Raw genomic sequence first — 18663 nt, forward strand, 5'->3', positions numbered from 1 at the left:
CCGGGCCCTCGTGCGTGGCGTGGGCGGGGGCGGCTGCGGCTCTTCTGCCCCGCGCATCCGTCCGGGGTGCGCGGCCGCTCGTCACGGGGGACCCTGGAAGGCGTGCAGGACCATGCCTCCTCTGTCGCCGCCACGGGGTCGGGCACGGAGCTGCTCGACAGCGCCGTCGCGGCCGTGGTGCGAGACACAGGCGCGTCCGTGGCCATGTTGTACCTGCTCTCGCCGGACGGCACCACGCTGCATCTGGCCGTGCTCGCAGGGGTACCGGGTCAGCTGTCCGCCCCGTGGACCCGGGTGCCGCTGTCGGCTCCGATCCCGGTGGCCGACTCCGTCCGTCTGCGGTGCCTGATATGGCTCGGCAGCCAGGAGGAGCTGGCCCGCCGCTATCCACGCCCGGCGCTCGTCCTGCCTTACCAGTTCGCCCTGGGTGCCGCCCCCGTCCGTACCGGCGCCACCGACCGGGGTGGACTCGTGCTGCTGTGGCCCGGATCGCACCCACCGGTGCTGGCACCCGCCGAGCGTGAGGCGTTCGTCAGGAGCTGCCACGGCATCGGCACGCTGCTGCAGCAGGCCGAGAGCAGCGGTCACCCGGTCCTGCCCGGGGCCCTGCCGAGGGTCCTGCCGTCGCCGGAGCCGCCCGCCCCGGACCCGGCCGAGGCCGCGGCCGTCGCGGAGTTCGTCCGGCGACTGCCCGGCGGAAGCTGCTCGCTGGCGATCGACGGGACGGTCCTGTTCCTCAACGAAGATGCCGCGGCCCTCCTGGGAGTCCGTGCGGAGGACGTGCTCGGCACCCTGCCCTGGGCATCGCTCCCCTGGCTGAACAACCCCGCCGTCGAGGACCACTACCGCGCGGCCGTCATCAGCCGTCAGCGGGCGTCCTTCACCGTGCTGCGGCCACCGGACCAGTGGCTGTCCTTCCACCTGTTCCCGAACGCCACCGGGATCAGCGTCCGGATCGTGCCGACCACACGGCCAGGCCCCCAGGACCTCGTCGCACCCGCGCTGCCCACCACGACCGGCGTGCCGAGCAGGGCCACGGCTCTCTACCACCTGATGCATCTGGCGGCGACGCTCACCGAGGCGGTCGGCACCCATGACGTGATCGAGCTGGGTGCCGACCAGCTGATGCCCGCCTTCCGGATCCAGACGCTCGTCGTCATGATGTCGTCGGAGGGCCGGCTGCGTGTCGAGGGGAGCCGCGGCAGCCATCCCGCTCTCATGGACCGCTTCGACGGCGCTTCCCTGGCCTCCGTCACGCCCGCCGCGCACGTTCTCATGACGGGTATCCCGGACTTCTACTCCTCCTTCACCGAACTGGAGCGCGCCTACCCGGCGGCGGACCTCCGGGACGCCGTGGCCGCCTGCGCCTTCCTCCCGCTGATCGTCTCGGGGCACGCGGTCGGCTCCCTGGTCCTCGCCTACGACCGGCCGCACCCCTTCGAGCCCGAGGAGCGCGCCCTGCTCACCTCGATCGCGGGGCTGCTCGCCCAGGCACTGGACCGCGCCCGCCTCTACGACGTCAAGGACCGGCTCGCGCACAGCCTGCAAGCTCACCTCCTGCCCCAGACCCTGCCCGCGGTAGCCGGCCTGGACGTGGCCGCACGCTACCTGCCGTCGACCCGGGGCATGGGCATCGGCGGCGACTTCTACGACCTGATCCGGCTGGACGAAACCACGGCCGCCGCAGCCATAGGCGACGTTCAGGGCCACAACGAGAACGCCGCCGCGCTCATGGGACAGGTCCGTACCGCCGTGCACGCATCCGCCGGGGCACCGCCCGACGAGGTGCTCGCCCGTACCAACCGGCTGCTCACCGACCTGGATCCCGGCCTCTTCACCAGCTGCCTCTACGTCCATCTCGACCTGGCCGGGCACACGGCACGCATGGCCACCGCGGGCCACCCCTCGCCGCTGCTGCGGCAGCCGGACGGGCAGACCGAGGTCCTCGACCTGCCGCCCGGGCTGCTCCTCGGCATCGAACCCGCCTCCCGCTACCCGACGGCCGAGGTCCCGCTGCTCCCGGGTGCGGCGCTCGCCCTGTTCACGGACGGCCTCGTGGAGGCGCCGGGCGTGGACTTCCACGACGCCGTGACCGAGCTCGCGGCGCACTTCGCCCTGGCCCTGGACCAGGACATGGAGTCCGTCGCCGACACACTCGTGCGGTACGCGAAGCACGCCACGCCGGGCACCGACGACATCGCCCTGCTGCTCCTCAACGCCCTGGGCCCGGAGGGCTGACGGAGCTTCGCGCGAGGTGGAGAGCCCTGGGGCACCGAGGCGGTGGGGTTCATCGATGCCCCAGGGCGGTCTGCGGGGTGGTGCCTCCCTCGGCCACGGGGCCGGGCTCAGCCCCCGTAGAGGTCTCCGAGACTGATGCCGGTGGTACTGGAGGCGCCACCGAGCCTGACCTCGTGGTCGAGGCTGACGAACTTGCCGCCCGACTGCCACAGGGCCGGCTCGAGCAGCGCGTACTTGGCCTCGTCCCAGGTCGCCCAGTCGTAACCCAGCAGGCCGCCCGTGTCCCCGGAGTTGGGGTTGATGCACCAGAAGGTCTGGTGGATGCCGTTCTCCACGATCAGATCGCGCAGGGCCGTCATCCACTTCTGGTTCGGCCCGTTGTCGAGGTGTCCGCCCCATTCACCGATGAACAGCGGTGCGGTGCCGTCCTTGTGCAGGTAGAGCCAGTTGGGGTCCCAGACGTCCTGCTCCAGGGTGGTGCGGTTCCACTCTCCCTGGAACCAGGGCTGCTGGTAGACGAGAGGTCCGTAGTCGTGCGGGGAGTAGACCAGCTGGTCCTGCTGGGACCCGAGGTCGACCGGGTGGTCCTTCGCCCCGCGCAGGTTTCCGCCCCACCACATGCCGTGGTAGTCGGTCGCCGCGGTGGAGGACCAGCTCACGCCGTCCTCGGGGTAGACCTCGATGCCTTCGCACATGACGAGGACATGGGGGTTGATCGCGAGGATGCGCTTGCCGGCCGTCTCGCAGGCGTACTTGAAGTTGTCCGGGTCGGTCGAGCCGTCCCACTTCGCCCGGGGGCTGTCGGACTGCTTGCCGTGCGGCTCGTTCTTGACGTCCATCGCCACGAGCGTGTCGTCGTCCTTGTAGCGGGCGGTCACCCACTCCCAGGCGGAGTAGAACTGCTCGGTGGTGATCGCCCCCTTCCACCACACGGGGTACACATGGCCGGAGTTGTCGGCCTCCGCGCTGTGGACGTCCAGCATCACCTTGACGCCGTACTTCTCGGCGACCCCCAGGAAGGCGTCGAACACCCCGAGGGTCGTCTTGTCCTTGAGCTCGGGATTGGCCCAGGTGTTGACCGCGCTGGACGTCGCGGCCCGGCCGTTCTTCCACTCCAGCAGGAGCTGCGTGGAGATCGGGACACGGAGGATGTTGATGCCTCGCTCAGCCGACTGCCGGACGATCGTGTCGAGATTGGCGGACCAGAGCCCGTGGAACACCCTCTCGGTGGCGTTGAAGCCGAACCAGTTCGCCCCGGTGAGCCAGACCTCGTTGCCCTGCTCGTCGACGATCCGGTTGCCCTCGGTGTGCAGCCAGTCCGTCCCGGCGGCGGCCGCAGGCGTGGCCGCCGGAGCGGCCGCCGCAGGCTGTGCGACGACCGGGCCGGACAGTGCCGTCAACAGAGCGGTGGCGGTCACGGCGGCGGCAAGCGCCGGACCCAGCGGCTTTCTCGTCCATGACTTCATCCGTTGTCGCCTTTCATGGGGGTGAGGCGGGGCCGGCAATGGGAGCGCTCCCATTGCGTTGTTCACATGAAGCCAGGGCGACCGAAGAGCTGTCAATGGACATGACAAGACTTCACTTCCTGAAGACGCATACCCGCCCCACTCGTGCGGGATTCCCGTTCCGAGTCGTTTATTTGAGCAATGAAGACGAAATCTTGCGCAGCCCCGTGGACTTCTTTACTCGGGTGCTCCTAGCCTGTGGGTCGTCCGAAGAGCCCTTCGAGCCGCAAGGACGACCCACACGTGACCCCACCACTCCCCGGACCACGTCCGTTCAGACGCTCTCTCTCCGCCTCCCTCTCCCTCGCGCTCGCCGCCGCCGGCACCGCCGCGGCGTTCGTCGTGGCCGGCGCTCCCCCGGCACAGGCCGCCGCGGTCCCCGCGCCGTCACCGGTCGGGATATCCGGCCGGGGCGCCACCGTGCCGTTCAAGGAACAGGAAGCCGAGTACGCCGCCACCAACGGCACGCTGATCGGCCCCGACCGCCTCTACGGTTCCCTGCCCTCCGAGGCCTCGGGCCGGCAGGCCGTCACGCTCGACGCCTCGGGCGAGTACGTCGAGTTCACGCTCACCGCCCCCGCGAACGCGATGACCTTCCGCTACTCGCTGCCGGACAACGCTGCCGGGACGGGCCGGGACGCCTCCCTGGACCTGCGGGTCGACGGCTCCTCGCTCAAGAGCGTGCCGGTGACGTCGAAGTACGGCTGGTACTACGGGGGCTACCCCTTCAACAACAATCCGGGCGACACGAACCCGCACCACTTCTACGACGAGACACGGGCCATGTTCGGGTCCACCCTGGCCGCGGGCACGAAGGTCCGGCTCCAGGTGACCTCCACCGCCGCCTCGCCGTCGTTCACCATCGACCTGGCGGACTTCGAGCAGGTCGGCGCCCCGGTCGGCAAGCCGTCCGGAGCGCTGGACGTGGTGAGCGACTTCGGCGCGGACCCGACGGGTGCCGCGGACTCGACCGCGAAGATCCAGGCCGCCGTCGAGGCGGGCCGCACCCAGGGCAAAGAGGTCTACATCCCGCAGGGAACCTTCAAGGTCCAGGACCACATCGTCGTCGACAAGGTGACGCTGCGGGGCGCGGGCCCCTGGTACAGCGTGCTGACAGGACGGCACCCCACGGACCGGAGCAAGGCGGTCGGGATCTACGGCAGGTACTCCGCGCAGGGCGGCAGCAGCAACGTCACCCTCAAGGACTTCGCCGTCATCGGCGACATCCGTGAGCGGGAGGACAACGACCAGGTCAACGCCATCGGCGGGGCCATGTCCGACTCGGTCGTCGACAACATCTGGATGCAGCACACCAAGTGCGGCGCCTGGATGGACGGTCCGATGGACAACTTCACCATCAGGAACAGCAGGATCCTGGACCAGACGGCCGACGGCGTGAACTTCCACTACGGCGTCACGAACTCCACCGTGACCAACACCTTCGTGCGCAACACAGGCGACGACGGTCTGGCCATGTGGGCGGAGAACGTCCCGAACGTGAAGAACAAGTTCACGTTCAACACCGTGATCCTGCCGATCCTCGCCAACAACATCGTCACCTACGGCGGCAAGGACATCACGATCTCCGACAACGTCATGTCGGACACCGTCACCAACGGTGGCGGGCTGCACATCGCCAACAGGTACCCCGGCGTCAACTCGGGCCGGGGTACGGCTGTCTCGGGCACTCACACCGCTGCCCGCAACACCCTCATCCGCACCGGCAACAACGACTTCAACTGGCGCTTCGGCGTCGGCGCTATCTGGTTCAGCGGCCTCAACGAACCGATCAGCAACGCGACCGTCAACATCACCGACAGCGAGATCCTGGACAGCTCCTACGCCGCGATCCACCTGATCGAGGGCGCGAGCAACGGGCTGCACTTCGACAACATCAAGATCGACGGGGCCGGTACGTACGCCCTCCAGATCCAGGCACCGGGCACGGCCTCGTTCAACAAGGTCGTCGCCACGCACATCGCGCAGTCCAACCCGATCCACAACTGTGTCGGCAGCGGCTTCCAGATCACCCGGGGCACCGGCAACTCGGGCTGGTACGCGGACCCGCCCGCCTGCACGGGTGTCTGGCCCGACCCGGTGTGGACCAACGGCGGGGTTCCCGGGGGCGGCGGCCCCACCGATCCGACCGATCCCCCGGACCCGACGGACCCGCCGGAGGAGACGGGCAACCTCGCGCAGGGCCGCCCCGTCACCGAGACCGGCCACGCCGACGTCTACGGCGCCGCCAACGCGGTGGACGGCAACACCGGCAGTTACTGGGAGAGCCGCAACAACGCGTTCCCCCAGTCCGTCACCGTGGACCTCGGCGCCGCCAAGGCGGTCAAGCGCCTGGTACTCAAGCTGCCCCCGGCCGCCGCCTGGGCGACGCGCACCCAGACGATCGGTGTGACGGGCAGTGCCGACAACTCCGCGTACAGCTCCCTGAAGGCACCGACGGGGTACACCTTCGATCCGTCGAGCGGTAACACCGCGACGGTGACACTCACCGGGACTCCGGTCCGGTACCTGCGGCTGACGTTCACCGCCAACACCGGTTGGCCGGCCGGTCAGTTGTTCGAAGTGGAGGCCTACACCCACTGACCGCGCACGGGGACGGGCCCGGCCTGGCGGCCGGGCCCGTCGCTGTGCGGGGAGGGTCAGGACGTGGGCGCGAAACTCTCGGCCGCCGGGGCCACCTCGGCCGGGCGGACCACCTTGAGGCCGCCGGGGACCTTGGCATCCGGCTTCATGACCACGGTCTGCCGGGTGGAGGGCGCCGACGGGTCGGTGAAGTCGTGCGAGATCCCGAAGTCGCCGCCGAAGTCCTTGATGGTGAGCAGAGCCTTGTCGACCCCTTCGCGGGTCAGGTCCTTCGACTCGCAGGCCTTCTTCAGCGCCTCGCCGAAGACGGATGCCGCGTTGTATCCGGCGATGACCCCGTTGTCGAGGCCGTCCTTGGGGTACTTGGCCGCGTAGGCCTTCGCGAGCTTCGCCGGTCCGTCCGCCGCGTCACCGATGGGCAGGGTGGAGGCACCGATGTAGTAGTCCTTCTGCAGGGCCTTGCCCGCCTGGGTGGCCAGGAGTTGCGGGGCGTAGGCCGAGTTGTTGCCCACCACGGGGACGTCGAAGCCGGTGGCCGCTGCGACACCGACGAGGGAAGCCGCCTGGCGCGGCCCGGCGCTGACGATCACGGCCTTCACACCGGCCTGCTTGAGCGCGGAGACCTGGGCGGTCATGTCGTTGTCGGTCGGCTTGATCTTCTGCTCGACGACCGTGAGGCCCGCCTCCTTCGCCGCGTGCTCGGAGCCGGCCAGGGCGTTCTCGCCGTAGTCGCCCTCGAAGTAGACGTGGCCGATCTTGTCGCCCTTGACGATGCGCTTCTCGTCGAGCAGGAAGTCGATCAGGTTGATCGTCTCGACGTCGTACGTGGCGCCGATGACGCGGACGTACTTGGATCCGACGAGGTTCGCCGACCATGCCTGGGGCAGGACGATGTTTTTGTCCTGGCCGTCGATGCGCGATTCCACCGCGGAGACGAACGGGGAGCCGATGAACTGGGTGAAGCCCAGCACGTCCGGTTCGAGCTCGGTGTAGGCGCCGATCGCCTTCTGCGGGTCGTATCCGTGGTCGCGGACGGTCAGTTCGATCTGCCGCTCGCAGATGCCGCCCGCCTTGTTCGTCTCCTCGACCCAGAGCTGCTGGGCCTGGGTGACGCTCTTGCCGAGCGAGGCGTACACCCCGGTCATGTCGGTGAGGGCGCCGAGGGTGATCTTCGAGTCGGTGACGCCCTCCCCGGTCTTCACCCCGCTCTTGTCGGCGGCGCCGTCGTCGGACGACTTGGCCTTCCCGCTGCATCCCGCGAGGGCGAGGGTGAGGGTGAGAGCCGCCGCAACGGCTCCGACAACACGTGGCTTCATTTCTTCTTCTCCCCTGGAGTCTTCAGACGCGCAATGCCGCCGGGCAGGAACAGGACGACCGCGACGACCGCGGCGCCGTACAGATAGCGGGACGCCTCGCCCGGTGCGATGCCGCCCGTACCAGGGGCGGACACCAGGGGGAGGGAGTCGCTGTAGTGGGTGAGCACCTGCGGGAGCAGCGACACGAACGCGGCGCCGATGACGGCTCCCGCGACGCTGCCCAGCCCGCCGATGACGATCATGGCGAGGTATTCGAGGGACAGGATCATGCCGAAGTACTCGGGCACGGTCCGCTGGAAGACCAGCGCGAGCAGGACGCCCGCGAGGCCCGCGTACATCGAGGACAGGACGAAGACACCGGCTCGGTACCTGGCCACCGGCACCCCCATGACGCCTGCGGCGATCCGGTGGTCCCGGATGGCGTTGAGCGCCCGGCCGGGTCGGCCCCGGAGCACCCCACGGGCGAAGAGCCCACTGGCCAGAAGGGCGGCCAGGCCCAGGTACCAGAGCTTCTCGGAGGACTGGAAGGGCACGGCGGCCACGACCACTTCGGCGTCGTCGAAGGTGAACCCGAAGAGCGAGAGGGGCGGCACGGGGCGGCCGTTGAAACCGCCGGTGAGCGAGCCCGCGTTGAACAGCACGTGCTGGCCGATGAAGATCAGGGCGAGCGTGGCGATACCGAGGTAGGCGCCGCTCAGCCGCCCGGCGATGGGGCTGAAGAGTCCGCCCGCGGCGCCCGCCAGGAGCACGGCCAGGACGGCCGCGAGCCAGGTGGGCAGGCCGAGGCCGGTGATGGCGTGCCCGTTCTCCGTGCTGCTCTCGCCCCCGAGGACGCAGTAGCCGTACGCGCCCACCGCGAGGAAGAAGGCGTGCCCCATGGAGAGCTGGCCGGTGGAGCCGGTGAGCAGGTTGAGCCCGATCGCCCCGATCGCGGCCGCCATCGCGAACAGCCCTGCCTGGAGCCAGAATCGGTCCAGGTAGAACGGGAGGAGGAGCAGCAGCACCGAGCCGGCGAGCCAGAGGTACGGGGCGGGCCGGCGCAACCGGTCGGTGAACGACGCCCCGGTGGCGGGGACCCCGGCGGGGGCCGGCGCGACGGCGTCCTTGGTGGCTTCAGACACGGGACAGCTCCTTCGTACCGAAGAGTCCCGCCGGCCGGATGAGCAGGACGACCACCATCACCAGATACGGCGCCAGATCGCCGATGCCGCGTCCGAGGAAGGAGAGGTCGCTCTGGTAGCCGGTGGCGAGTGACTCGGTGACTCCGACGACGAGCCCCCCGACGAGGGCTCCGGTCGTCGAGTCGAGACCGCCGAGGATCGCGGCGGGGAACGCCTTGAGCGCGGCGAGTGAGGTGGCGCGTTCCAGGCCGGGGGTCGGGAACACGGTCAGGAAGAGCGCGGCTACGGCGGCGAGGGCTCCGGCGACCGCCCAGGCGGACAGCGAGACCCTGCCCAGTCGGATGCCCATCAGCGCGGCGGTCTGCGGGTTCTCGGCGGCGGCCCGCATGGAGACGCCCCAGGAGGTGAAGCGGAAGGCGAGCAGGAACACCGTGATGAGCAGCCCCGCGACGAGGAACGCGGCGATGCGTGTCTCGGCGAGGGTGACGCCCCCGATGGTGACGACGTCGTCGCCCCACGGGTCGCCGAGCGACATGACGTCCGTCCCCATGCGCCGGACGAGTTCGGTGGTGAGGAGGATGTCGACGCCGATGGTGACGATGGCCAGGACGCTCTGGTCGCTGCCCCGGTAGCGGCGCATCACGAAGAACTCGATCGCCGAACCGACGACCGCCGCGCCCGCGATCCCGACGCCGAGCGCCGGCCAGAAGCCGATGTCGTCGTGGAGCACGGCGGTGACGTATCCGCCTGCCAGGAGCAGTGAGGCGTGGGCGAAGTTGACGACCTCGGTCGCCTTGAAGATGACGACGAAGCCCAGGGCGATCAGTGCGTAGACCGAGCCTATGGACAGACCGCCGAGGAGGAGTTCGATGAAGGTGGTCATTCCTGTGCCCCCAGGTAGGCCTGCACGACGGCCGGGTCGTTCTGCACCTCGGCGGGCGTACCACCGGCGATCCTGCGTCCGAAGTCGAGTACGGTCACGGCGTCCGCGAGCCGCATCACCACCCCCATGTCGTGTTCGACCATGACGATCGAGATGCCGAGGCTGTCGCGCACACCGGCGACGACGGCCGCGGTGCGGCGGCGCTCGTCGGCGGTCATGCCGGCGATGGGCTCGTCCAGGAGCAGGACCTCGGGTTCCATGCACAGGGCGCGGCCGAGTTCGACGAGCTTCTGCTTGCCGTACGGGAGGGCTCCGGCCGGGAAGTCGAGTTCCTTGTCCAGGCCGATGAACCCGGCTATCTCACGCACCCGTTCGAGATGCCGGTGGGCCTCCCGGGTCGCGGCGGGGAGCCTCAGCCCGGAGGCCACGAACCCGGCGCGGGTGAGCCGGTGCCGGCCGAGCATGAGGCTTTCGGCGACGGTGGCGTGCGGCGGCAGGGCGAGGTTCTGGAAGGTACGGGCGATGCCGAGGTCGGCGATCCTGTGCGGGGCGAGCCCGGTGAGTTCGGTGTCACCGAGGTGCACGCTGCCCGAGGTGGCGCGGTAGACGCCGGAGAGCACGTTGAAGGTGGTGGACTTGCCCGCGCCGTTGGGGCCGATGACGGCGTGCACGCTGCCCGGCTCGACGGTGAAGGACACCGCGTCGAGGGCGGTGAGCCCGGCGAACCGCACGGTCACGTCGCGCACGGCGAGGGGGGCCGGGGAGGTCGTCACGCGGACCACCTGCTCAGGCTGCGGGTGACGCCTTCGGCCTGTGCCGCGTCTTCTGCGGCCGTCTCGTCGACGACGCCGAGATAGCGGCGGCGTACCTCGTCGGAGGCGGCCAGCTCGTCGGCGGGACCGTCGAGTGCGACCTCGCCGACGTCCAGGACGTACGCCGTGGAGGCGAGCCGCAGCGCGATGGCCGCGTTCTGCTCGACGAGCATGACCGAGGTGCCGCCCGCGTTGATCTCCTGGATCGTCTCGGCGATCCTGGCCGCCATCAGCGGGGCGAGGCCGAGGGACGGCTCGTCCAGCAGCAGCAGGCGGGGGGCGGCCATCAGCGCACGGCCCATCGCCAGCATCTGCTGCTCCCCGCCGGACAGCAGTCCGGCCCGCTGGTGCGCGCGCTGGGCGAGGACCGGGAACAGTTCGTGTACGCGGTGGAGGGCGGCGGCCGCCGCCTTGCGCCCGCCGCGTGCCCCGAGTGCGCCCGCCCGCAGGTTGTCCGCCACCGTCATCCGGGCGAACACCTGCCGCCCTTCCGGTACCTGGATCACTCCCGCGGCCACCACCTGGGCGGGGCAAAGCCCGTCCAGGGGGCGGCCGTCGAAGCGGATGGAGCCCGTGCCCGTGCCGCGGTGGAAGCCGAGGGTCCGCGATACGGCCCGCAGCAGCGTGGTCTTGCCGGCGCCGTTGCCGCCGAGTACAGCGGTGATCGCGCCGGCCGGCACGTCGACGGAGACGTCGCGCAGTGCCCGTACCGGGCCGTAGCCCACGGACAGTTCGCGGATCTCGAGCGTTGCCATGCGTCCTCCTCCTTCCGACTGGTCGTCGTGGTGCCACAGACCAGCAGCGGGCGGGGCGCGCGTCCACGGCCCAGGGCGCAATCGCTGCGGGTGACCAGTCTTCGAAGGGCCTGGTTGTGCGGGTGCACAGAAGGAGGTGACGCGCCGTCGTACCCGACACGGCCGGTGGCATCCTCACGAGCCATGAGCGGCTCGGCTGCGGGACGGAGCGATGACATGCGGCAGCGCAGTGACGCGCGGGGCCGGGCCCTGCTCGACGCCCTGCTGGAGGGCCGGTCGGAGCCGGGGCTCGTGGCGCGAGCGGCGAGCGGTCTCGATCTGCCCGAGCGGGGCCGCTACGCGGTGGCGGTGCTGCGGGCGCCCGAGGGCGGGGTGAAGGACGAGGCGGACGGGCTGCGTCTCCTGAGGCGGAGGCGCGGGGACCGCGAGACCGTCGTCGTCGCGCTGGGTGACCGGGACCCGGCGGCGCTCGCCGAGCAGTTGGCGCGCTGGTGCCGGGGTCCCGGCGGAATCGGCCCGGTGGCCGACGGACTGGCCGGGCTGGGGGCGGCGCGCCGGCTGGCCGAGCTGGCACTGCTGACCTGTCCGCCGGGTACGACGGAGATCGTGCGGCTGGAGGACCGGCTGCCCGCGGCGCTGGTCGTGAGCCAGCCGGAGCTCTCGGCCCGGCTGGTCGCGGATGTGCTGGGCCCGCTGCTGGCGCTGGCCCCGGCGGACCGGGCACTGCTGGTGCGGACGCTGGAGGCGTGGCTGGAGTGCGGGGGGTCGGCGGGGAGGGCGGCGGGACGGCTGTACTGCCACCGCAACACCGTGCTCAACCGCTTGCGGCGGCTGGAGCGGCTGACCTCGCGGTCGCTGTCACGGCCCCGCGAACTGATCGAGATGATGCTGGCGCTGGACGCGTTCAGGCTGTCGGCGCCGCAGACGTGAGGTGCGGTGCGGCTACGGAGGGAGCCCCGCCGCCGTGAGGGGGAGCCCGGTGGGCCGCCCCCTCACGGCGGTGCGTCAGGACAGGAAGTCGCGGGCGATCGTCCCGGCCGCGCGTTCCAGGAGGGGTCCGGCCTGCGCCATGCAGACGGCGGGGTCCGGTTCCAGCTCCGTCAGGGCGTAGGCCCGGCGGATGCCGGCCCGGTCCAGGGCTTCCTGCGGCAGTGCCAGGCGTCCGCACACGGCGACGACTTCCACGCCGGCCTCGCGGGCCGCGGCCGCGACGCCGGCCGGGGCCTTCCCGTGCAGGGTCTGCTCGTCGAGCGAGCCCTCACCGGTGACGACGAGCGTGGCACGGGCCAGCGCGGGGGCGAAGCCGAGGACGTCGAGCATGACCTCGATGCCGGGCCGGAAGCGTGCGCCCAGGGCCACCAGCGCGCCGTAGCCGATGCCTCCGGCGGCGCCCGCTCCCGGCAGCTCGGCCGTCTCGGGCCCCAGCACGGAGGCGTAGTGGACCAGCGCCGCGTCGAGGACCGCGATGTCGTCCTCGGTGGCGCCCTTCTGCCGTCCGTAGACCTCGGGTGCACCCTTGGGGCCGGTCAGGGGGTTGTCCACGTCGCTGGCCAGGATCAGGTCGATGTCGGCGAGCCGGGGGTCGAGCCCCGAGAGGTCGGCCTCGGTCAGTCCGGCGAGCGGGCCGCCGCCGGGGCCGACGGGCTTGCCGTCGCCGTCCAGGAAGCGGGCTCCCAGCGCGGACAGCATGCCCGCGCCGCCGTCCGTGGTGGCGCTGCCGCCGACGCCGAAGACGATCGTCCTCGCGCCCGCGTCGAGCGCGGCCGCGAGCAGTTCCCCGGAGCCGTACGTGGTCGCCGTGAGCGGGGCGAACTCCCCCGCAGGCAGGTGCTGGAGGCCCGAGGCCTCGGCCATCTCCACCACGGCGGTGGTGTCGCGCACCGCGTACGCCGCCGTCACCGGGGTACCCAGCGGCCCGGTCACCCGGACCTCGCGGCGCTCGAATCCGGCGGCCACCGCGGCGGCGACCGTACCGTCACCGCCGTCCGCGACGGGCAGGGCCTCGACCCGCACCCCGGGTACGACGCTCCGCAGCCCGGCCGTCACCCGCTCCGCGACCTGCACGGCTGTCAGCGAGCCCTTGAACTTGTCCGCCGCCACGAGCACGTGGGGGGTCTCCATCACTGCTCCGTCCGCCACCTTGCATCCCTTTGCTTTCGAACAGGCAGTCGCGCCGCCCCGACCATATCCGGACCACCCCTGATCTGCCCATGGCTGTCCGAAACCACGTGCACGGCCCCTACGCTGCCCCTGTGACCACTGACTACGCCACCTACATCGAAGGCCTCCCCCGTGTACTGGCCGGGGCCGCCACCCTCTTCAGGGACGGACGGGGACGGGTCCTGCTCGTCGAACCGAACTACCGGGAGGGCTGGGCGCTGCCCGGCGGGACCATCGAGTCGGGCGACGGCGAGAGTCCCCGGCAGGCCGCCCGCCGCGAGACCGCCGAGGAGATCGGCCTCGACCTCGCACCGGGGCGGCTCCTCGCCGTGGACTGGGCACGCGGCGTGGACCGTCCTCCCATCGTCGCCTACGTCTACGACGGCGGTGTGCTGGCCCGGGAGCAGTTCGACTCGATCCGGATCCAGGAGGACGAGCTCCTCTCCTGGCGGCTGGTGGACCGCGCCGACCTCGCCGAACACCTGCCCGGCAGGCTCGCACGGCGGGTCGAGGTGGCGCTGGAGGTGCTGGACTCCGGCGCCGGCGCGGCCGAACTGGAGGACGGTGTACAGGTCCCTGGATGAGGGTCAGCCCTGGGGGTCCTGGGGCCTGGCGTCGGCCTCCCTCCGTGCGTCGTCCTGCGAGGCGGCCCGCGCTTCGGTGCGATGGCCGCGTGCGATGTAGTCGCGCACGACGAGTTCGACGGCGTCCTGCGGGTTTCCGACACCCGCCAGCACCATGACTTCCACGACGAGTTCCGCGTCCAGATTCACGACAACCTTGGCCATGGCCCGGACCTTAGGGTCTGCCCCCGGAAATGTCATCGCGGCGGGGCAGCGCCGTCCGTAGGCTCGGAGTATGACTCTCGTCGCGATCCTCAGCGGCGCCGGCATCTCCACGGACTCCGGCATCCCCGACTACCGCGGTCCGCAGGGCCTCTGGCGCAAGGATCCAGAGGCGGAGAAGCTCGTCACGTACGACTTCTACATGTCCGATCCGGAGATCCGCCGCCGCTCCTGGCAGATGCGCCGCACCAGCGCGACGTGGAGCGCCGAGCCGAACGCTGCCCATCGCGCGGTGGCCGCGCTCGAACGCTCCGGCACCCCGGTCCGGGTCATCACGCAGAACGTCGACGGACTGCACCAGTCGGCCGGCCTGCCCGCCCGCAAGGTCGTCGAACTCCACGGCACGGCGCGCGAGGTGGTCTGCACCCGCTGCCACGCCCGGTCGGCCATGGCGGACGCGCTGGCCCGGGTCGAGGCGGGCGAGACGGATCCGCCCTGCTCGGTCTGCGGCGGGATCCTGAAGTCGGCGACGGTGATGTTCGGCGAGCGCCTCGATCCTCAGGTACTGGCCGAGGCCATGGCGATCACCAAGGCGAGCCAGGTGTTCATCGCGGTGGGTACGACGCTCCAGGTGCAGCCCGCGGCCTCGCTGGCCGGGATCGCGGTGGAGCACGGGGCCCGGCTCATCGTGGTGAACGCGGAGCCGACCCCGTACGACGAGCTGGCCGAGGAGACGGTGCGCGAGCCCATCGGGACGGCGCTGCCCGCGCTGCTGGACCGGCTGTCCGTGGGCGGTACCTGATCGTTCCCGGCCGGCCGCCGGTCGGTCAGGACCTCCGCGAGGACCTGGAGATTCGGTGGCGGGTCACGGCACGTCGTCGCACCGTGACCACCCACCCCGCCGGGGGACCGTGGCGTGAAGCGGAGTGCCGCCGGTCCGAGGAGGCGGTGCGTACGGACCGGCGGTCAGGTCGCTAGGCCCCCTTCTCCTCCAGTCCGGCCCGGATCCGGCGGGACGGGCTGAAGGCGTACAGGTCCAGGATCTCCGGCGGGTCCACCAGGCCGGGTCCGCCCTCCCCCGCCCACGTGGCGATGTCGGCGACGGCCTGCGGATCGTTGACCAGCCCGAGCCAGACGGGACGGCCGCCGGCGCGGCGGCCCTCGGCCGAGGGCTGCACGACGATGACGTTGCCGTGCTCGCAGGCGTCGAGGCATTCCACGGCCCGCACGGTGGCGGCCCCGTCGAGGGCCCCGCGCAGCTGCGCGAGCTGCCCGGCGTGGTCCACGCCGGGGATCTTCGGTGTGCCGCAGCAGCATCCCCGGCACACGCTCACCGTGGGCCTGGACGGTCCCGCTCCGGCGGCCTTGCGGGGGCGGCGGCTCATGCGGGGGCACTCCCGGGGGCGGCGTGGATGATCACCCCAGGACTGTACCGAGCCGCTCACCCACTGGTCCCATGGGGTATCGTTGACGGCTGCGAAGGGGAGTAGCCCCGAAAACCGGTCGTCGACACACTGGAACCCTCGGGTTCCCGGTGGCCGGGCCCGTGGATCCTTACGGGTGGGCGAGACCTTCGGTCAGGTATGACACGCCCGCGCCCTGCGGGCGACGCCGTCATGCCGGGCCGAGTGGTCCTCCGAAAATGCCGAACGGCGCTTCGCGGAAGGCCCGGGGCCCGGCTCGCACAGAAAGCCACCCGGAATGCATCTCGACCTCCTGGCGATTCTCACCGCCTTCGGCCTGATCTTCCTCGCGGAGCTCCCCGACAAGACGATGTTCGCCTCGCTGGCCATGGGCACTCGTATGCGGCCGCTCTACGTCTGGATCGGCACCTCGTCCGCGTTCATCGTGCACGTCGCCATCGCCGTCGGAGCGGGTGGGCTGATCGGCCTGCTCCCCGACTGGATCGTCAAGCTGGTCTCGGCCGCCCTCTTCGCGTTCGGCGCGTTCATGCTGTTGCGCAGCGGAGGCGGTGACGACGACGAGGACGAGGAGATCAAGACCGTCACGGGCTTCTGGCCCGTCTACTCGACGGCGTTCATGGCGGTGTTCATCAGTGAGTGGGGCGACCTGACCCAGATCACCACCGCGAACCTCGCCGCGAGCAACGGCGCCTGGTCCACGGCCATCGGGTCGGCGATCGCCCTCATGTCGGTGTCGGCGCTGGCGCTGCTGGCGGGCCGTTTCATCGCCAAGCGGGTGCCGCTGAAGACCGTGCAGCGCATCGGTGGCCTGTGCATGCTCGGTCTGGCCATCTGGTCGGTCGTCGAGATCTTCACCGCCTGAGTGTGCGGGGGCGGACCGCGACGCCCGGGCCCCTGCGTGCGCCGTGGCCCGCGAGGGGGCCCGGGCACCCCGGTCGGTCCGCCCGCTCAGAACAGGGCCGGTGTCTCGCCCTCCGCACCCCGCTCGAAGGAGAGCAGCCGCTGCTTGCGGTCCAGCCCGCCTCCGTATCCCGTCAGGCTCCCCGAGGCTCCGACGACGCGGTGGCAGGGGACGATGATCCCGACCGGGTTCCTGCCGTTGGCGAGGCCCACCGCCCGGGAGGCGCCCGGTTTGCCGAGGTGTCCGGCCAGCTCACCGTACGACCGGGTCTCGCCGTACGGAATCCGTGCGAGCTCGGCCCAGACACCACGCTGGAACGGGGTGCCCTCCAGACGCAGAGGAAGGTCGAACTCCGTCAGCTCGCCGGCGAAGTAGGCGTCCAGCTGACGGATGGGCTCGCCGAACGGCCGTGGGTCCCGCGCTCCGAAGGTCTCCTCGGGCGGCCGGTGTCGTTGTCCGGTCATGTAGAGACCGGACAGCACGCCGTCGGTCGCGACCAGGGTGAGTGCCCCGTACGGGCTGTCGACGACCGTGTGGTGTCTGGTCGTCGTGGGTGTGGTGGTCATGGTTCGTCCCTACGCCCTCAGACGGGCAGGTGGTTGATGGGGTGGTCGTCGACGGTCCACAGATACTGCACGGCGTACGCCCGCCAGGGGCGCCACTGCGCGGCACGTGCGGTGAGGGCCGCGGGAGTCGACGGGAGGCCGAGCTGTCCGGCCGCCCTGCGGATCCCCAGGTCGGTGGGGAGGAAGGCGTCCGGGTCTCCGAGGGCGCGCATGGCGATGACCTCGACCGTCCAGGGGCCGAAGCCGGGCAGGGCGGCCAGTTCCGTGCGCGCCTGCTCCCAGTCGGTGCCCTCCTCCAGACGCAGTGATCCGTCGGCGAGGGCGGCCACGAGCGTCGTGAGGGTGGTGCGACGGCTCCGCGGCAGGGCGAGCGCCTCGGGATCGAGGCCGGCCAGTGCCTCGGGGGCGGGGAAGAGATGGGTGAGACCGCCCTCGGGGTCGTCGACGGGCGTGCCGTGGGCGCGCACCAGACGTGCCGCGTGGGTGCGGGCGGCCGCCGTGGAGACCTGCTGGCCGAGTACCGCGCGCACGGCGAACTCGGACGCGTCGACCGTACGCGGCACCCGGCGTCCAGGAGCGGCGTCGACCAGCGGGGCGAGCAGCGGATCGGCGCGCAACTGGTCGTCCACGGCGACCGGATCGGCGTCCAGGTCGAGGAGTCTGCGGCAGCGGCTGATGGCCTGGGTGAGGTCGCGGGGGTCGGAGAGGGAGAGCCTGCAGTCGATGTGACCGGTCTGCGGGGTCAGCGCCACGATGCCGTGCCCGTGCGGGAGCGTGAGCGTGCGGCGGTACGCTCCGTCGCGCCATTCCTCCACGCCGGGGACCGCGGTCGCTGCGAGGTGCCCGAAGAGGTTGCCGGGGGTGAGCGGCGCGCGGTAGGGCAGTCGCAGGGCGATGACCCCCGGGGTGGCCGGGGCGCGGCGTCCTCGCGCGGCACGGGTGCGCAGTTCACCGGGGGCGAGCGCGAAGACCTCCCGCACGGTGTCGTTGAACGCGCGGATCGAGGCGAACCCGGCCGCGAACGCGATCTCGGCCATGGGGAGCCCGGTCGTCTCGATGAGCACCCGGGCGGTCTGGGCGCGCTGGGACCTGGCCAGCGCCAGCGGTCCCGCACCGAGTTCGGCGAGGAGCTGGCGCTCGACCTGCCGGGCGGAGTATCCGAGCCGGGCGGCGAGTCCCGGTACGCCCTCACGGTCGACGACACCGTCCTGGATGAGACGCATGGCCCGGGCGACCGAGTCGGCGCGGGCGTTCCACTCCGGGGAGCCGGGGCTGGTGTCGGGCCGGCACCGCTTGCAGGCACGGAATCCGGCCTGCTGACACGCGGCGGCGCTGGGGTAGAAGGTCATGTTGCGGGCCTTGGGCGCCACGACGGGGCAGCTGGGCCGGCAGTAGATCCGGGTGGTGAGGACCGCGGTGAAGAACCAGCCGTCGAAGCGGGCGTCCTTCGACTGTACGGCCCGCACGCAGCGCTCGGTGTCGGTGTGCATGGTCCAAGCATCGGGCACGGGGGACCGCACGGCTGGCGGAAATCCGACATCGAGCTCGCGCGGGAATCCGACACCGGTTCACGTCGACTTTCGGCCTTGCGGCCCG

17 protein-coding genes are annotated in these 18663 nt (G+C 71.3%); 6 read left to right on the forward strand and 11 right to left on the reverse strand.

The annotated features are described in order from the left end of the window. Positions 1 to 102 precede the first annotated feature (102 nt). Complete coding sequence (locus tag JOC24_RS16335) at positions 103 to 2238, forward strand: SpoIIE family protein phosphatase (RefSeq protein ID WP_205021025.1); 2136 nt, start codon at positions 103 to 105, stop codon at positions 2236 to 2238. A 107-nt stretch (positions 2239 to 2345) separates the two neighbouring features. Here JOC24_RS16335 and JOC24_RS16340 read toward each other — a convergent pair whose 3' ends face one another. After that, positions 2346 to 3704 carry a glycoside hydrolase family 5 protein gene (locus JOC24_RS16340; protein WP_205021026.1) on the reverse strand — a complete coding sequence of 453 codons (1359 nt, stop codon included), beginning with the start codon at positions 3702 to 3704 and terminating at the stop codon, positions 2346 to 2348. A 282-nt stretch (positions 3705 to 3986) separates the two neighbouring features. On the opposite strand from JOC24_RS16340, the gene JOC24_RS16345 reads away from it, so the two are divergent. Continuing rightward, on the forward strand, positions 3987 to 6344 hold the full coding sequence (locus tag JOC24_RS16345; RefSeq protein WP_205021027.1) for a galactose-binding domain-containing protein: 2358 nt from the start codon (positions 3987 to 3989) through the stop codon (positions 6342 to 6344). 56 nt (positions 6345 to 6400) lie between these two features. Here JOC24_RS16345 and JOC24_RS16350 read toward each other — a convergent pair whose 3' ends face one another. The 5 genes from JOC24_RS16350 to JOC24_RS16370 are packed head-to-tail and all read right to left on the reverse strand — an operon-like array spanning position 6401 to position 11231. After that, entirely contained in the window at positions 6401 to 7660 is a 1260-nt protein-coding gene (locus JOC24_RS16350; RefSeq protein WP_205021028.1) for an ABC transporter substrate-binding protein, read from the reverse strand. Then, complete coding sequence (locus JOC24_RS16355; protein ID WP_205021029.1) at positions 7657 to 8781, reverse strand: branched-chain amino acid ABC transporter permease; 1125 nt, start codon at positions 8779 to 8781, stop codon at positions 7657 to 7659. The genes JOC24_RS16350 and JOC24_RS16355 overlap by 4 nt, the downstream gene beginning before the upstream one ends. Next, complete coding sequence (locus JOC24_RS16360) at positions 8774 to 9664, reverse strand: branched-chain amino acid ABC transporter permease (protein ID WP_205021030.1); 891 nt, start codon at positions 9662 to 9664, stop codon at positions 8774 to 8776. Before JOC24_RS16360 ends, JOC24_RS16355 begins: the two co-directional genes overlap by 8 nt. Continuing rightward, entirely contained in the window at positions 9661 to 10446 is a 786-nt protein-coding gene (locus tag JOC24_RS16365; RefSeq protein WP_205021031.1) for an ABC transporter ATP-binding protein, read from the reverse strand. Before JOC24_RS16365 ends, JOC24_RS16360 begins: the two co-directional genes overlap by 4 nt. Beyond that, positions 10434 to 11231 (reverse strand): ABC transporter ATP-binding protein, encoded by a 798-nt coding sequence (locus tag JOC24_RS16370; protein WP_205021032.1) that lies wholly within the window; start codon positions 11229 to 11231, stop codon positions 10434 to 10436. The genes JOC24_RS16365 and JOC24_RS16370 overlap by 13 nt, the downstream gene beginning before the upstream one ends. A gap of 216 nt (positions 11232 to 11447) precedes the next feature. Between JOC24_RS16370 and JOC24_RS16375 the strand changes: the two genes are divergently transcribed. Beyond that, on the forward strand, positions 11448 to 12161 hold the full coding sequence (locus JOC24_RS16375; RefSeq protein ID WP_205021033.1) for a PucR family transcriptional regulator: 714 nt from the start codon (positions 11448 to 11450) through the stop codon (positions 12159 to 12161). Positions 12162 to 12236: 75 nt separating this feature from the next. On the opposite strand, the gene JOC24_RS16380 is transcribed toward JOC24_RS16375, so the two are convergent. After that, complete coding sequence (locus JOC24_RS16380) at positions 12237 to 13352, reverse strand: glycerate kinase (protein WP_205021034.1); 1116 nt, start codon at positions 13350 to 13352, stop codon at positions 12237 to 12239. A gap of 89 nt (positions 13353 to 13441) precedes the next feature. Between JOC24_RS16380 and JOC24_RS16385 the strand changes: the two genes are divergently transcribed. Continuing rightward, positions 13442 to 13975: an NUDIX domain-containing protein gene (locus JOC24_RS16385; protein WP_205021035.1), complete on the forward strand. Its 534-nt coding sequence runs from the start codon at positions 13442 to 13444 to the stop codon at positions 13973 to 13975. Between the two features lie 3 nt (positions 13976 to 13978). Here the strand turns inward: JOC24_RS16385 and JOC24_RS16390 are convergent, their stop codons facing one another. Further along, on the reverse strand, positions 13979 to 14179 hold the full coding sequence (locus JOC24_RS16390) for a DUF2191 domain-containing protein (RefSeq protein ID WP_205021036.1): 201 nt from the start codon (positions 14177 to 14179) through the stop codon (positions 13979 to 13981). A gap of 70 nt (positions 14180 to 14249) precedes the next feature. Between JOC24_RS16390 and JOC24_RS16395 the strand changes: the two genes are divergently transcribed. Continuing rightward, positions 14250 to 14978, forward strand: coding sequence for an SIR2 family NAD-dependent protein deacylase (locus JOC24_RS16395; RefSeq protein ID WP_205021037.1), 729 nt, complete (start codon positions 14250 to 14252; stop codon positions 14976 to 14978). 172 nt (positions 14979 to 15150) lie between these two features. Here JOC24_RS16395 and JOC24_RS16400 read toward each other — a convergent pair whose 3' ends face one another. After that, complete coding sequence (locus JOC24_RS16400) at positions 15151 to 15561, reverse strand: (2Fe-2S) ferredoxin domain-containing protein (RefSeq protein WP_205021038.1); 411 nt, start codon at positions 15559 to 15561, stop codon at positions 15151 to 15153. 316 nt (positions 15562 to 15877) lie between these two features. Between JOC24_RS16400 and JOC24_RS16405 the strand changes: the two genes are divergently transcribed. Further along, on the forward strand, positions 15878 to 16462 hold the full coding sequence (locus tag JOC24_RS16405; protein ID WP_205021039.1) for a TMEM165/GDT1 family protein: 585 nt from the start codon (positions 15878 to 15880) through the stop codon (positions 16460 to 16462). Between the two features lie 86 nt (positions 16463 to 16548). Here JOC24_RS16405 and JOC24_RS16410 read toward each other — a convergent pair whose 3' ends face one another. Beyond that, positions 16549 to 17067, reverse strand: a complete 519-nt coding sequence (locus JOC24_RS16410) for a methylated-DNA--[protein]-cysteine S-methyltransferase (protein WP_205021040.1) — start codon at positions 17065 to 17067, stop codon at positions 16549 to 16551. 17 nt (positions 17068 to 17084) lie between these two features. Next, positions 17085 to 18557, reverse strand: a complete 1473-nt coding sequence (locus tag JOC24_RS16415) for an AlkA N-terminal domain-containing protein (protein WP_205021041.1) — start codon at positions 18555 to 18557, stop codon at positions 17085 to 17087. Positions 18558 to 18663 lie beyond the last annotated feature (106 nt).

Origin of the sequence: Streptomyces sp. HB132 (assembly GCF_016909575.1) — a bacterium.
Lineage (GTDB): Bacteria > Actinomycetota > Actinomycetes > Streptomycetales > Streptomycetaceae > Streptomyces.

Coding starts and splice junctions, on each gene's coding strand:
- JOC24_RS16380 (WP_205021034.1), bottom strand. CDS start 13,352: ATGGAGACCCCCCACGTGCTCGTGGCGGCGGACAAGTTCAAGGGCTCG.
- JOC24_RS16415 (WP_205021041.1), bottom strand. CDS start 18,557: ATGCACACCGACACCGAGCGCTGCGTGCGGGCCGTACAGTCGAAGGAC.
- JOC24_RS16405 (WP_205021039.1), top strand. CDS start 15,878: ATGCATCTCGACCTCCTGGCGATTCTCACCGCCTTCGGCCTGATCTTC.
- JOC24_RS16350 (WP_205021028.1), bottom strand. CDS start 7,660: ATGAAGCCACGTGTTGTCGGAGCCGTTGCGGCGGCTCTCACCCTCACC.
- JOC24_RS16370 (WP_205021032.1), bottom strand. CDS start 11,231: ATGGCAACGCTCGAGATCCGCGAACTGTCCGTGGGCTACGGCCCGGTA.
- JOC24_RS16395 (WP_205021037.1), top strand. CDS start 14,250: ATGACTCTCGTCGCGATCCTCAGCGGCGCCGGCATCTCCACGGACTCC.
- JOC24_RS16340 (WP_205021026.1), bottom strand. CDS start 3,704: ATGAAGTCATGGACGAGAAAGCCGCTGGGTCCGGCGCTTGCCGCCGCC.
- JOC24_RS16385 (WP_205021035.1), top strand. CDS start 13,442: ATGGCTGTCCGAAACCACGTGCACGGCCCCTACGCTGCCCCTGTGACC.
- JOC24_RS16390 (WP_205021036.1), bottom strand. CDS start 14,179: ATGGCCAAGGTTGTCGTGAATCTGGACGCGGAACTCGTCGTGGAAGTC.
- JOC24_RS16375 (WP_205021033.1), top strand. CDS start 11,448: ATGCGGCAGCGCAGTGACGCGCGGGGCCGGGCCCTGCTCGACGCCCTG.
- JOC24_RS16400 (WP_205021038.1), bottom strand. CDS start 15,561: ATGAGCCGCCGCCCCCGCAAGGCCGCCGGAGCGGGACCGTCCAGGCCC.
- JOC24_RS16360 (WP_205021030.1), bottom strand. CDS start 9,664: ATGACCACCTTCATCGAACTCCTCCTCGGCGGTCTGTCCATAGGCTCG.
- JOC24_RS16410 (WP_205021040.1), bottom strand. CDS start 17,067: ATGACCACCACACCCACGACGACCAGACACCACACGGTCGTCGACAGC.